General features: G+C 47.3%; 9 protein-coding genes. All 9 read right to left on the reverse strand.

Annotated elements, in window-relative coordinates:
* Positions 1 to 310 precede the first annotated feature (310 nt).
* The 9 genes from ED312_RS20735 to ED312_RS20775 all read right to left on the reverse strand — a co-directional run bounded on the left by ED312_RS20735 (position 311) and on the right by ED312_RS20775 (position 14,972).
* Positions 311 to 1,318, reverse strand: a complete 1,008-nt coding sequence (locus ED312_RS20735) for an SMP-30/gluconolactonase/LRE family protein (protein ID WP_123217933.1) — start codon at positions 1,316 to 1,318, stop codon at positions 311 to 313.
* Positions 1,319 to 1,374: 56 nt separating this feature from the next.
* Positions 1,375 to 1,734, reverse strand: coding sequence for a DoxX family protein (locus ED312_RS24525; protein WP_123217934.1), 360 nt, complete (start codon positions 1,732 to 1,734; stop codon positions 1,375 to 1,377).
* A 71-nt stretch (positions 1,735 to 1,805) separates the two neighbouring features.
* On the reverse strand, positions 1,806 to 1,988 hold the full coding sequence (locus ED312_RS20745) for a hypothetical protein (RefSeq protein ID WP_123217935.1): 183 nt from the start codon (positions 1,986 to 1,988) through the stop codon (positions 1,806 to 1,808).
* 166 nt (positions 1,989 to 2,154) lie between these two features.
* Positions 2,155 to 4,401, reverse strand: a complete 2,247-nt coding sequence (locus ED312_RS20750) for a S9 family peptidase (RefSeq protein ID WP_123217936.1) — start codon at positions 4,399 to 4,401, stop codon at positions 2,155 to 2,157.
* 6 nt (positions 4,402 to 4,407) lie between these two features.
* Positions 4,408 to 5,799 carry an aminopeptidase P family protein gene (locus ED312_RS20755; RefSeq protein WP_123217937.1) on the reverse strand — a complete coding sequence of 464 codons (1,392 nt, stop codon included), beginning with the start codon at positions 5,797 to 5,799 and terminating at the stop codon, positions 4,408 to 4,410.
* A 22-nt stretch (positions 5,800 to 5,821) separates the two neighbouring features.
* Positions 5,822 to 7,510: a M1 family metallopeptidase gene (locus tag ED312_RS20760; RefSeq protein WP_123217938.1), complete on the reverse strand. Its 1,689-nt coding sequence runs from the start codon at positions 7,508 to 7,510 to the stop codon at positions 5,822 to 5,824.
* A 328-nt stretch (positions 7,511 to 7,838) separates the two neighbouring features.
* A complete protein-coding gene (locus ED312_RS20765) occupies positions 7,839 to 9,533 on the reverse strand; it encodes a DUF885 family protein (RefSeq protein ID WP_123217939.1) in 1,695 nt (564 codons plus the stop codon).
* 57 nt (positions 9,534 to 9,590) lie between these two features.
* Positions 9,591 to 12,659: a beta-L-arabinofuranosidase domain-containing protein gene (locus ED312_RS20770; RefSeq protein WP_123217940.1), complete on the reverse strand. Its 3,069-nt coding sequence runs from the start codon at positions 12,657 to 12,659 to the stop codon at positions 9,591 to 9,593.
* A gap of 66 nt (positions 12,660 to 12,725) precedes the next feature.
* On the reverse strand, positions 12,726 to 14,972 hold the full coding sequence (locus ED312_RS20775) for a S9 family peptidase (RefSeq protein WP_123217941.1): 2,247 nt from the start codon (positions 14,970 to 14,972) through the stop codon (positions 12,726 to 12,728).
* Positions 14,973 to 15,280: the final 308 nt, after the last annotated feature.

Raw genomic sequence — 15,280 nt, forward strand, 5'->3', positions numbered from 1 at the left:
TTATATTCGTATATCATTTACAATTTAATACCAAATAATATGAAAATTAAGCAGAAAATTGACTGGTTTGCTAGAAATAAGACGGGATATTTCATCATATTAATTTTAACTCTAGCTTTTGTATTATTTCGAATAGGGTTTGAATACGGGAGATTAATAGCTAGTGGTGCGGCTTAAATTTTAGATCCTGTGTATACCTAATTAACAAAGAAAAATCTATTCTATTTGTTGTTTCATTAGACGAATTAGTAAAAGAAAGTTCAGTATTGGTCCTTAAAGGCTACAGATAAAGTCAAGAAGTTAGTCAACCTTACCTCAACCGCACCCGCAACACATACATATCATTAGTCACATACAACGTCTTCTCATCATCCGAAAGGGCCACATTGGATGCCGATTCGTCCAATCTTATTTTTCCCAATACTTTTCCGGCCTTATCAAATATCCATATCCCTCCCGGGCCGGAGGCATAGATATTTCCTTTTTTGTCAATCTTTAATCCGTCAGGCGAGCCTTTCAGGCCCTTGCGCTGATCTGTTGCATCATAAAAAACCACAGGCTCCTTTTGAGCATCATTGATATCCAACAGGTACCAGCCGGGTGCATCCCGGTCGGAACAGGCAACGAGCAGTTTTGTTTCCCCCGGGAATAACGCGATGCCGTTCGGCCTTGTGATGTTACCGGTCAATAATACTACTTCGCCGTTTGGCCTCACTTTATAGACGCCGTTAAAACCGATCTCTTTTGCCGGGTCTTTGTCATTCTGCATCGGGAGTCCGTACGGAGGGTCCGTAAAGAACAGGTCGCCATTACTGCTGTATACGGCATCATTGGGACTGTTAAAACGTTTTCCTTTATAGTTATCCGCCAGGCTGTGAAACACCGGTTCGGGTTTAGTCAGCGGTGCTTCCATTCTGACCATCTGCCGGTTGCCATGCTGACAAAGCACAAGGTTGCCCCCGGTATCCAGCAGCAACCCGTTGCTGCCCGGTTCTTTGCTTTTACTTGGTTGTGTCCCGGTATAACCGCTCGGCCGTAAATAAACTTCCGTACCACCTTCTTCCGTCCATTTGTAAACCGTATTCTTAGGCACATCCGAGAATAACAGCATCTGCTCGTTTTCTACCCACAAAGGCCCTTCACTCCAGACAAAACCTTCGGCAATAATTTCGGCTTTCACCGTGGTATCCATAATGGCATCCAATGCCGGGTCTATCCGCTCCACATTACCCGTGGTTTTGTACTTTGCTTCCTGGGTGTAAGCAGGATTTATAAGCAGGCTCAATATCAATATCAATAAAAGAAATACAGGTTTCATATTTTCCGGTTTTTATGTAACTACGATTATTGCTGTTTCCCCTTCTCTTTCTTTTCTCAGTTTTTTAAATAGGTCCAGGCCCACCATATCAATACGAATTGCAATGGAATCCTCAGTATCAAAAGCCATCGCGGTAAACCCTCGCCTGCTTTCGGCGAAGATAGCATATGGAAATGTACCGGAAAGAAAACAACAAGCATAACAATTATACCATAAACCGCATAATCTTTGGTCCCAGGAAAACACAGTCCCACACCAAGCAGTATTTCCGCCACGCCACTTAAATAAACCAAAGGGCGATGAACAGGAACGTATGGCGGCATAATTTTTATGTACATTCCGGGGCTGGCAAAATGATTTATGCCCGCCAGGATGTACAACGCAGCCATTATGTAAAGATGCCAGGGAAATTGCATTTCACTCTTTTAAGTCAGGAATATAGACTTTTTTTATCAGTTTTCCCAGCCCGGACTCCTTTTACACAGGGCTAACGCATTATACAGGAGAGATAATTGATAAGCGGTAACCGTGTTATAGTTTGGAGTTCAGGAGTTATTTTTGTTACAAGTTGCAGTTCCAGGTTCCAGGTTTCAGGTTGCAGTTGCAGTTCCAGAAAGAACAAAGCGAGGTGGCTGAGTGTCCCGGCTCCGCCGGGATGTATCGAAGCCACCGGATTTTCCCGATCCCCGAGCCCTTCGGTAGACTCAGGATACCCGCCGGACGGGCAGGAACCAAGGCCGAAAGGCAGGTTATAGGTTTATGAAAACCTGCAACTTGCAACATGGAATTTTAAAACGTTGCTATTATAGTTTTTTTAATGCGTTTACTCTGCCCTTTTACATCCCGTTATTTTCCAGTAGGTAATTCGTTATCAGCGTATATAAATGCCGCTGGGTATTTACGCCTTCGTAAATACCATGCGAGCGATTGGGATAGGCCATCATCCGGAACTGCTTGTTCTGCCGGATCAGTTCGTTGACCAGGTATTCCATGTTCTGGTAATGCACGTTATCATCGCCCGTGCCGTGAATGATGAGCAGGTTTCCTTCGAGGTTTCCGGCATGGGTAACAGGGGAACCTTCGATAAAATCTTCCGGATTTTCCTGCGGAAGTCCCATATAACGTTCCTGATAGACGTTGTCATAAAAAAGCTGGTTGGCCACGGCGGCTACGGCTATTCCCGTTTTGTAAATTTCCGGGTAGCGGAACATGAGATTGAGCGTCATGGAGCCTCCCCCGCTCCATCCCCAGACAGAAACTTTTTCTTCGTCTAAAAAGTCCCATTTCAGCACTTCTTTTGCCGCCAGTGCCTGGTCGTCCGCATTGATTACGCCCACTTTCCTGTAAATACTCTTGCGCCATGCGCTACCTTTAAGCGAGGGTGTACCGCGGTTGTCCATATTGATAATAATGAATCCCTTTTGGGCCAGGAAAATATCATAGAGCCCTATCCAGCTATCGGTAGCCATTTGTCCCCAGGGCTCTCCGTATACATGAAATATCACCGGGTATTTTTTTGATGAGTCAAAACCGGAAGGTTTCGTCATACGTCCTTCTACCTCTACACCTTCTGAGGTTGTGACCCGGAAAAACTCAACAGACGGACGGTCCAGCGTTTGCAGTTTATTTTTTAATACCTTATTATCCACCAGGACACTGATGGTCTTATGGGTAGGTAAACGAACGAGCCTGGTGGTTACCGGGTTTTCGGCATTGGTATGGTTGTGAATGGCATATTTGCCATCCGGTGATATATTGTAAGTATTCACCCCGCTGAAATCGTCCGGGGTAATGCGTTTTAAATTTCCTTTTCCGTTCAGCGGCACACTGTAAAGATACCGCTGGGCGGGATCGTCCGGGGAGGCACTGAACAGAATATCTTTATCGGTAATGGCATAATACGCCGCAACATCATATTCCCCGGGCGTAAGCAATGTTTTAGCCCCATCTTCCAGGCTTATTTTGTAAATATGTCTCCACCCGTCCTTTTCGGTCATCCTCAATAAGGCCGTATTATTATCGGTCAGCAGAAAATCATTGTTTCCCCACTGGTTGGAAGAAATATCAGGATACCGCAGGTCAACCCAGGTATCTTCGGTCTCCGTGTATATTTTTTGCAGATCGCCGGACGAAGGGCTGTAGGTATAGATACGGAGTTCGTTCTGTTTGCGGTTGAGCTGCTGGATCAGCAGCAGGTCTTCATTCACCCATTGCATGGCCGGCAGGTAATGCTGTACGGGATCACCGGGAACAGGTATCCAGGTAATTTCAGCGGAATTTACATCGACTACTCCCACCCTGGTTTCGGACGGATCATACCCCACTTTGGGATATTGTAACGGAACGGGTTTGGCATAGACCGAATCGGTATTGTTTATCATATAGAAAGTGCCGATGTCCGAGGCATCTAGTTGCCAGTATGCTATTTTCGAAGCATCGGGCCCCCAGCTGAACCCGTCGCGCATACCGAATTCTTCTTCATATACCCAATCGAACGTACCGTTGATGATGTCTCCGTCACCGTCCTTGGTAAGTTGTGTAACTTCTCCTGTCTTAAAGTCTTCTTTATAGATATTAAATCCCTGTACATAGGCCACAAAAGCATTATCTCTGGAAAACTTGGCAAACATCAGGGAAGAGGAAGGAAAATCTTTTCCTATACGGCTCAGTTTGCCGCTATCGAAATCATATACCCAGTAATCGCCCTTGGTATTGGAACGCCAAACGCGGCTGGAATTGGTAAAGATCAGCACTTTGGATTCGTCGGGAGACAAGGTGAAATCTTCGATATTCAGGCTTTTATCCGTACCTTCCGGTGTGATGGCCGATGCGGAAAGGTATACGCTACTCTTGTTGTTCTTGCTGATATATTTTACCAGCCGGTCCTCTCCTTCCTCATTGCGTTCTATGGTTACGAAAGCTTTACCGCCTTCGACCCAGAAAACGGGCCGTTGCCGGTCTGCCTGAAATTCGGAAGAATTATAGATGCGGTCCAGGGTTAGTACAGGGTCTGCCTCCTGCGCACCGAGCCATGCCGTTCCCGATATCAAAAAGGTAAACAGCAGTTTTTTTATTGTATTCACTTTGCTTTACGAGTTTTTGAGTTCTTCTATCGCTTCGGGGGTTTTGGCCAGGGGCTCTCCGAGCAGCGTACTACCGGAATCCGTGATTACGAAGTCCTCTTCTACACGAATACCACCGAAACCTTTGAATTTTTCGACCTCATCGTAATTAACGAAGTCCGTGTATTTTTTCTGTGCCCTCCAGGCATCGATCAGAAACGGGTTAAAATAGATCCCAGGCTCTACGGTAAGTACGTAACCCGCTCTCAGTTCCTTGCCTAAACGAAGCGATTTAAGCCCGAACTCCGTGCTCTTCTTCAGGCTGTCGGTATAGCCTACATAGGCTTCTCCAAGGTTCTCCATATCGTGCACATCCATACCCATCATATGCCCCAGCCCACACTGGAAGAACAGGGTATGTGCCCCTGTCGCCACGGCTTCTTCGGTATTGCCTTTCATCAGTCCCATGCCTTTCAGTCCTTCGGTGAGCCGGGTACAGGCCAGAAGGTGTACGTCTTTAAAACGGATTCCGGGTTTTAGTGCTTCTACGGCGGAATTATGGGCGTCGAGTACGATATTATACACCGCTTTCTGTAAGGGCGAAAAGGTTTTACCGGCAGGGAAGGTACGGGTCATATCTCCCGCATAGTTCATTGCTGTTTCCGCACCGCAATCGCACAGTATGAGATCACCTTCCCGTATCACGGCTTGTGTAGCGTGGTTGTGAAGGTACTGCCCGTTTTTGGTCAGGATGATCGGGAAGGATATATTTCCCCCGCCACCTATGGCTATGGCCTGTAAATCTCCCGCAATCTCTTTTTCTGTTTTACCCGGTACCGCATTCCGGATCGCATAGGTATGCATTTGTGCCGTAATATTTACAGCCTTGTTTATTTCTTCGATTTCCTCGGAGGATTTTACCGAACGCTGTTTGACCACCGCTTTGATAAAAGCATCCGACTTGTGTTTTTCCACTTCCCCTACGGGAATCCCGAGCAGGTCGCTGAGTTGTACGGTAGTCTCTGCACGGTAGGGCGGTAAAAAGTGAATCGTCCGTCCTTTTTGCTTTTGTGCCCTGATAAAACCGGCGAGTTCTCCGAAAGGTTTTACTGTGGCAATGCCGGATTTACCTGCCAAATCTGCCAACGGGTCTACGGCGCCCGTCCAGACCATTTCCTCAGGGGTAGGGTCGTTCCCGAAAAGGATTTCCCGGTCTTCATCGATATCGATCGCAAAGTAGATATCGGGGATTTTATTAATACCGGTATAGTACAAAAAGGTACTGTCCTGCCGGAAAGGATACCAGTTGTCCTTGTAGTTCATCCCGCTTTCCCCGTTGCCCGGGAACAGTAAAATACCTTGTTTTACTTCTTTCTTCAGGTGTTGTCTTCTGGATTGATACGTCTGTTTTGAAAACATAAAAATAAACTGCTTTTATCGATTAGGGTAAAACGTCCGTCTCTTTTACCCGGATGTAATACATTTTTTCTATAGCTTCCGGAAGGAACAGGGTACGTTGATCTTCATCGACCTTTACACTTTGCCATTCTCCGGACGGAATGATACGGATCTCCGCTTTTTTGTCCTGTAAAGATAGGGGTAAATCAAAACCTTTTACAATATCGGCCCACCTGTAGTGCATCTCTTTTTTATCGCTATCGTAGTAGAGTTCCAGCCGGGGGATCTGTGTGGTGGTCAGGTACTGCTCAAAAACCCTGCTGTAATCGTAGCCTGCTTTTTGTGATATGTAGTCCAGTATTTCGGTGCCATCGACAGTCCGGTGATAAAACGTACTGTTCAAACCGGTAAGGATCTCCCGGAACAGGGTATCGTTATTTATACTGTGCCTTATGGTATGGAGCATATTTCCTCCCTTGGGATACATATCGCCGCTTCCTTTGGCATTGATCCCGTATTCGGGAATAATGGGCGTATCGTTTTGAATACCTTTACGGATTCCGTAATTGTACTGGTTACCGGCTTCTTTTCCGAACATGGACTCCACGAAGAGGGTTTCGCTGTAATTGGTAAAACTTTCATGGACGTACATATCGGCCAGGTCATTACTGGTGATATTATTTCCGAACCACTCGTGACCGCTTTCGTGTATGATGATAAAGTCCCACTTCATCCCCAGACCCGTTCCGGAGGCATCGCGCCCTCGGTAGCCGGGTTTATAGTGGTTACCATAAGCTATGGCCGACTGGTGTTCCATCCCGGTATGTTCGGTTTCCACGAGTTTGTAGCCGTCTTCGTAGAAGGGATAGGGGCCAAACCAGTATTCGAAGCTTTTCAACATATTGTGTACTTGCGCAGGCAGGTATGCCCTGGCTTTGTCGAGGTTATAATCGAGTACCCAGTAACCGATATCCAGGTCGCCTTTTTTCCCGGCATAGGTTTCGCTGAAACTGACGTAATGCCCGATATAGGGAATAATATTGTAATTGTTTACCGGGTTCTCCACTTCCCAGGTATAAGTTGTTTTTCCTTTAGCGGAAGTCTTCCCCGCAAGCCTGCCGTTAGCTACGGCAGTGAGGTCATCGGGGACGGTCATGGCAAGCGATGCTCCTTTATCGGGTTCGTCGCTCTGGTGATCTTTATTGGGGTACCATACGGAGGCTCCCAGGCCCTGGCAGGTTACCGTCATCCACGGACGATTGAGGGAATCCCGGGTAAAGGTCCATCCCCCGTCCCAGGGAGCCCGGACAGCTTCGCGGGGATTACCGCTGTAATAAACGGTAATGGAATTTTCCCGGTCTTGGGCTTGTTTGCCGGTTTCTATATACCATACGTTACCGTCATTGGTAAAGGACAGGTTTTTATTTTTATTGTCATTGCAGATGACACTATCTATTTTCAAAGGCGGCTGCAGGTCGATCTGCATATAGTCGGAATGGTCCTTTTCTACCACTTTATAGGTGATCTTATTACTCCCCGTCAGGCTTTTGGTATCGAAATCGGGGGTTATGGCAATGTCATAGCGTTGTACATCCCACCAGCTTCGCTCCGGCGTGATACTCCCCCGGAGCTCTTCCTGGCTCCTTTTTTCGGGTTGCTGCTTTGCTTCCTTTTTTTCTCCGCAACCTTGTAGTACAAGGAAAAGGGAGATAAACAGGTATTTTATTTTCATGTTCTCTTATTTTTATTCTTAGCTGTAAACTATGCTTAAACAGGCCTTTCCGGATATCCCCGGATGTTCTCATGCGCCCGGGATTATCCTGATGGTTCGGGCTCTCAAAACCCTCCCCCTTTGTTATCACTCGGGTACCTCCCTTCGTCTGAAGGGAGGAGCTTTATATATAGCAACTCTACAAGCAAGCATCATTGCGAGCAAAGCGTGGCAATCTTAGGGGGTAGGCGGCATGCTTCAATGGCAGGCTCAGACACGCCAAGAGACCGCCGCGCTATGCTCGCGGTGACGATTGTTTTAATCTCATTGCCAGCCTTTCGCATTTCCCTTATTTAAAATCCGTAGAAAACTTCCACTGTGTCGAAAACTTCTTTGTCAATGGCTTATCCTGTAATACTGCCCTGAGGACCTCCACCGGCATCCTGTTCTCTTTCATCACCCGGTCGTGGAACTGCTTTTCGGCCCACCCTTTTTCGAGCATTTCTTTTCGCAGGGCATAGAACTGTAGCCCTCCTATCATATAGGCCACCTGGTATAACGGCGGAGTATAGGTGGTGGCGAAAGATCGTCGCACTTCGGCCTCGGCATTGGCGTATTCATGTCCTACCTTATCCACCAGCATATCTATACATTGCTGCGGGGTCATTTCGCCGAGCTGAAATTTCAGGGAAAAAATAATCCGGGCACAGCGATGGATACGCCAGAAGAGCATTCCCATTTTCTGTTCGGGGGTCCGTGCAAAATCTTTATTCCACAAAATGATCTCCCAATACAGGGCCCAGCCCTCTATCCAGAACGGGGTATCGAAAGCCCGGCGGTAACTTTTGTACCGCGAATTCATAAAAAACTGCAGGTTATGCCCGGGCAGCAATTCATGCTGTACGGTACCGAAAGAAAAGTTGGGGTTGTTACCCCGCATGCTCATTATCTTATCGGCCTGCGACATCTCCTGTGTGGGATAGGAGATACTGATTTCCCATCCACCGGTAAAAAACGGGTTTACCTTTTGCCGCTCGGGCGTCATCATAATCATCCGCCAGGTTTCTTTGGCCAGGTCCGGAAGTGTGATCAGGTCCCTTTCTTCGATAAAGTTAACGGAATAATCGAAAAGGTCCTTGATGGCCTGTGGTTGCTCCCCGGCGGGAACGTAGGTATCTTTCACATGTTCGAGGGCCGCTTTCCAGTCGTCCCCGTACCCCATTTCGCGGGACGCCTTTATCATTTCCTGCTTGCACCAGTCGAATTGCTTCTCTGCGGTAGCAATGAGTTCTTCAGGGGTATAGGGAATAAACTCGAAAGCCAGCTCTTTCAACAGTGCATCCCTGCCTATGGGTTTTCCTATAATACCGCTTCCGTCATCCTTTACACTGTTATCGGCATAGTGCTCTTTTAAAAAGGTTTCGTAAGCGGACAGCTTTTCATGCAGTTCTTCATAAGGTTTTTCCATCCACCAGGTGAATTCGGGATCGTAACCGAAATAAAAACCGTAAGCTTCTTCCAGGGCCTTATGTAGTGAAGAGACCACGGCTGCCGCTTTTTCGGCCTGCACCCAGTCATCGAAAGGTTTTGTTTTCAGCGCTTCCGTTTTCTTATCGATCTGCCGGGATACGGTCGTAAACTGTGCAGCAAGTTGTTTGGCATCCGGGCGTTTGCCATGTCTTCGCTCCCTGACAAATGTATAGATATCGCCCGCAAAAGCGGTTACATCAGCTACTTTCTTATAAGCCTCATATGCGAGTTGCAAATGATAATCTTCCTTGGCTATACGGTTTTTAAGCATGATATAATCGGCTTTACCTTCCCGGGACAACTCCTCAAAACGGATAGCCTCCAGCCTTTTGTTCCAGTCTTTATAAAAGGTACCGAACCGCTGGTAATACCCTTCGGATTCCCGGATCGTGTAGGTGGCATCTAACGTCCGTTTGTCGGCCTGATAGCTTTCTACGGCATCGATCATCTCATGGGCATGAACCATACTGTACATGGAAATAAAAATGACAAGAGCGCTTATTCGTTTTATCATAGCAAAGGTTTAATGAGGTTTGACAATTTATAATTCACATCCGTGAGCTCTGCGGACTTACTTTAACGTAACATCGAGATAAACCGAATGGCGGCCGTAGGTTTCGTAAAAAGGTTTGAAAACCGTATCATCGATGGTAAATTCCAATTTTGCGGGATCTCCTTTTACGGACTTGCCTATATCCCCCGCATCCAGGGTTACTTTTCGCCATTCCTTTCTCGGTCCGGATTCCTGGGCAGCCAGCAAAACAGGTCCGTAAAACAGGCTGGCAATATTCTGCTGGTCCATGACCGGCTCCAGGTGAAACCCGAATGGCATCTGCAATTCTATGGTATCTCCGTCTTTCCATTTACGACTTAGCTTCAGGTAACTGCCGGACGTGGCCTTAAGTTCCTGTTCTTTACCATTGATCTTTACGAAAAACCCTTTGGTTGCCCAGCCCGGTACACGTACATTGATATCGAATTTTCCACTGCCTTTTATCGTTAAACGGGTGTGGTCTTCTTTCGGGAAATCGGTAGTCTGCGTTACGGTAATATTACGCTCCTCCCACTGCAGTACGGAAGGCACATAGAGGTTGACATACAACGCCCGGTTATCTCTGCTTTTGAAATAAATAGAGTTCTGGAGTTTGGTACTGCTCTCTATGGCGGTACCGTTACAGCAGGTGAAGCCCGTCATGTCCGGGTTACCGAATTGCTTGACGGAACCGGGCCTCAGGGGAACATGATAGGTATTGGCAGGACTGTCTTCTGCCACAGAAGCGAGAATGTGATTGTACAATCCTCTTTCGTAATAATCCATCAGCTCGGCGCGTGGTTCGAACAGGAACAGGTTCCGGGTTAATTTCAGCATATTATAGGTGGCACAGGTCTCGTTCTGTCCTCCTGCGGAGAACCCGTTCTCATAGAGTGTGGCCGGTTCGGCAATAAAACATTCGGCATTGACCGGATTACGGGCACCGGCCACGCCCCCGATACTGTACATGTAGTCATTAACGGTTTTATACCAGAAATTATCGGCCACGCGATAATATTCGGGTGCATGGGAATCGCGGTACATTTCTATGGCACCGACGACCTGCGGAATATGCTGATTGGCATGCAGTCCGCGAAAGGAATCTACATTTCGGGCCAGTCCGTGCGAATGCCGGGCATCACCGAAAAACATTTTGATATTGTCGAACAAGCGGGCTGTTTCCAGGTAACGCGACTCCCCGGTGATACGGTACAGACGTGCCATGGCTTCATTCATCCCGCCGAATTCTCCGGCTATGTAGGTATTCCACATACCGATAAGGGTCTCCGTAGGTAACTGACTCAGCCTGGCGTGTACCCAATCGCTCATCCCGGTGACGATCTCCAGGGCTTTGGGACTACCGCTCACCTCGTAAACATCCATCAACCCGGCCAGAATTTTATGGAGGGTATAATAAGGAGCCCAGACCTGGTTTTTCTGCCCTCCGTATTTCGCACCTTTTTCCAGCATGATAAACTGGTCGGGGGGATACGCGCTGATATAGCCTTCTCCCCAGTTCTGGTAATCGGTACGGATACCTTCTTCGCTGAGGTCGGAATCGTAATCCGGCCTTCCGGGGCCCGGGGGTACCGCTACAGGATCGGATACATGTGTGCCTCCCGCTTCTGCAGGTTTCCCGGCCATTTGCGATAATTCGTAAAGGGTATTTACCATATACTCCATCTTATCCGCAAAATTGTCGTGCAGGCTTTTATCATATCCCGTACCTGCGTAAGCCTGTGCTATCGCCGTCAGGTAATGCCCCGTAGCGTGCCCGCGCAACTTGGTTTCCTGGCTGTCCCATACGCCCAGTGGTTTTGCGCCGTCGGGTTGTTCCTGCCCGAAAGCATTGCGAAACATATACAGGAAAGCATCCGGGTCTGTTTTGGCCAGCGTGGTTATAAACTTGTCGCGGTTCTCTGTAAACTTGGTTTCATGTCCATGTGCACCCTGAATTAAGGAAACCTGGTCCAGGGGGAAAACATCGAGTATACGTTGAGGAGCAGCTGTTTCTTTTGTTTTTTTGACGGTTACCGTAGCTTTCGATTGCAAACTGGTCCCGGGAATACGGCCGGTTACGGTATAGCGGCCGGGTTTCAGCACCTCGCTGTTATCGGTCGGTGCCGGCCATAACACACGTACTTCCGGGCCTTCCATACCCTTACTGTACGTCCCTTTCACATAGCGGGGTAAGCGGGGCAGGTGACCTTCTTCGGTCTCTACTTCCACATCGGCGACACTTAGGAGATACCGGTTGTAAAGCCAGGACTCGTTTTCGGAAAATACCGGGAGGTCGTTCTCCGCTTTTTCTGTCCCTGCCGAACTTCCGTGGTCTCCACGGAGTGCATTATTGTAAATCCGCCCTACTTGTTTTTCATTCAGGGGAATACGATAGATACGGAAATCGTATAGGTCAGCAGAGAGATAAGGAACTCCCTGCACCAGTGATTTACCGATATAAAGCTGGTTGTTTTTACCCGACTCACTATCGAATACCTTCGCCAGATCAAGTGCTGCTTCATTACGTTCTCCTGCCTGTTTGCCATTGATATATGTACGTATCGATTTTGAAGGGATATCCAGAACCACGGCAACATGTTCCCATCGACCGGTTTGCAACGCAGGTAATGCGGGGCCATCGGTACGATTTTCTCCGGATATGACCGTTACCCCGCAACCTTCCCGGTCTGCTGTTCCGGAGGGAGTCATGGCAAAACGGTTGCCGGTATCTTTACCGAAATCGAAAAAATATACCCTGCTTTGATCTGAATGCAGGTAGATCCATCCGGTTATACTCAATGATTCTATCCCGGTCAGGGCTTCGCCGGGGAGGGAAACAAAAGATTCGTCATCTCCCGGAAGTGACAGCACTTTTCCGAATTTCTCATCTTTACGGAATTTTGCCCCGGGGCCGTGAATTCTGCCATGTAAATTATTACGCGACCAGTCTTTACTATCCCCGTTGAATATATATCGCGCGATCATCCCGGTCTCTCCTATCCCGTCGAGTATCTGATCACCGCCCTGTGCCCGGGCCGATATCGTACAGCCTGCCAGGACCGTAAAAAAAAGGACAATCCCTGCGAATGTAGTATTGTACACCTTCATACTTTAAATTGTTTTCTGAAATGGTTTATAGTTTTGATTCTCTTTTCGTTTTTACCGGCGGGTTTCTTACTCATATATACGCTGCCATGACGGAGGGGTAACTTTTAAAAGGTTCTTTACAAAAAAGTCCTTTCGCTTCCGGTCCCCGAATTCTCCCCCGGAGGTATGGGATTGCCCGGGTAATACGACCAGCTCAAAATCTTTCCCGGCTTTGATCAGGGCATCGGCAAACTGCATGGTCGTTGCCGGGTCTACATTATCATCGACCTCCCCTACCATCAGCATGAGCTTTCCGTTCATGGAAGCAGCATTTTCGGTATTCGAGCAAGCGGCATAATGTGGCCCTACGGGATATCCCATCCACTGTTCGTTCCACCATATTTTATCCATACGGTTATCATGACAGCCACAGGACGCTACCGCTGCCTTGTAAAAATCCGAATTGAACACTACTGCGGCCCCGGCATTTTGTCCTCCTGCGGAAGTACCGTGAATGCCTACCATTTCACTGTTGATATAGGGATATTTCTTTGCCGCGGCTTTGATCCATAATTTCCTGTCGGGGAAACCGGCATCTTTCAGGTTTTTCCAGCAAACGTCATGAAAGGCCTTGGAACGGTTGGATGTTCCCATACCATCGATCTGTACGACGATAAACCCCAGCTCAGCGAGATTTGTCATGCCGTAATACACGGTGCGAAAGCTTTTAGGCACAAACGAATCGTGAGGGCCCGCGTAAATATACTCTATAACGGGATAATTTCTGCCGGGGTCGAAATTCGTAGGCCTGACGATGATCCCCCAGATATCTGTTTTTCCATCGCGTCCTTTAGCTGTAAATACTTCGGGCATTTTCCACCCCGTATCCAGAAGAGCAGATATATCCGATTTTTGCAGGGGGAGCACTTCTTTTTGTGTCGCTGCATTTTTAAGCACGGTTACCGGCGGTGCATCTACCCTGGAATACCGGTCTATGTAATAGGTGTGCCCCGAGGAAAAAGTAACCTCGTGATTCCCGTTTTCCCGGGTAAAGCGCACCAAATTCTTCCCGTCGAAGTCTACACGGCAATAGTGCAGTAAATAGGGGTCCTGATCCTTATCCATTCCGCTTGCGGTAAAATAAACCTGACGGTTCTCTTCATCGACTTCCAGGACCTTACGTATAGGCCAGTTGCCTTTGGTAAGCTGTTTTTTTACTTTTCCCGTTTCCCCGTCGTACAGGTACAGGTGGTTATAGCCGTCCCGTTCGGAAGTCCATATTATTTCTTTTCCGTCGCCGGTATCATAGCGGTATTTTTTGCTGCTGTAATCTATAAACGTAGGGCTGGTTTCTTCGATAATCACCCGGACCTCTCCCGTACCGGCATCCACGGACAATACCCGGTACACCTGGTGTCCACGCTGATTGTATTCGAAAGTAACAGCGCTGCTGTTTTTCTTCCAGCTGAAATTTGACAGGCTGTATTGCCGTGAAAAAAGGTCGGTAGGTACGGGAATATGTTTTCCGGAGGCCACATCAAACAGTTGCGGGCTTCGGAAAGGCAACTGATCGCCCGGCTTGAGATAATCGCGCGATTCCAGTTGGGGCTGAAACTGATCGTCAGGTGCAGCCCGCACAAAATAAATCTTACGCTCTTCGCCCGGCCGTACCTTATAGGCCATTATTTTTTTACTGTCCGGAGACCAGTGTATATAGGAAGAGTAGAAAAAGCCGGGAGAGCCGTCAAAACTCAACCGGGTTTCTTCTCCGGTAGTTCTGTTCCTTATATACAGGTTACTGTTTTTAATAAAGCCTGTATAGGTACTGTCCGGTGAAATTACGGGATCATTGTTTGATTCGTCAAAACGGCCGCCCCAATATTTCCTTTGTTTTTTATCTTCTTTGTCGATCTTTTTTACGACATCCAATCCGTAGCCGGGAAGAACACAACGTATTTCAAGGCTGTCTGTATTAAAGGTAAACGAACCGTTGGCAAACCTTAAATTCTTCAGATCGAGATTTGCCGCATCCGCATTTTTTCCGGTGATATCCTGTAACCCGGATGCGAGCCTCCGGTGATCGAAAGCGGCTTTTTGGGATAAGTTTTTAGTGGAAATCAGGAGGTATTCCGCCCCTCCGGCAGTATTATTTTTATACCAGCACAGACTATCGCCCTGCCAGTGAAAAAGTTCGGGGGTATTAAATACCTTATTTTTGAACAGGGTATCTACAGCCAAAGATCTCTTGTAGTCTTCCAGCGTACCCTGGCCATACAACGGGGGAAACAGGCTTAAAAATACCCAAAATACACTTAATTTTAATCGGTTTTTCATCTCAAAAAATTATTTATAAACCTATAAATAATCATTCGCTTTCTGTACGTGTATATTAGCCAAAACTTATACTTTATTAACAGCCATCCTAAAAAAAACTACTGAATACCGATATTTTAATATGATTTCTCACATCTTTTAACAAGATATGACCACATTCTTTCCCGTAAGTGACAAGATTTCGTACATACCAAAAACTACTCCGGTCATGTTTCCCCGGAAGAGCACTATTACCTCTACCTAACGGGGGTTTGTCCCGGTTCACCCCTTTAAATTTACGGGGCCGGAACTAATTGAGGAAAATTAAT

This window comes from Sinomicrobium pectinilyticum, assembly GCF_003725735.1.
Taxonomy (GTDB): Bacteria; Bacteroidota; Bacteroidia; order Flavobacteriales; family Flavobacteriaceae; genus Sinomicrobium; species Sinomicrobium pectinilyticum.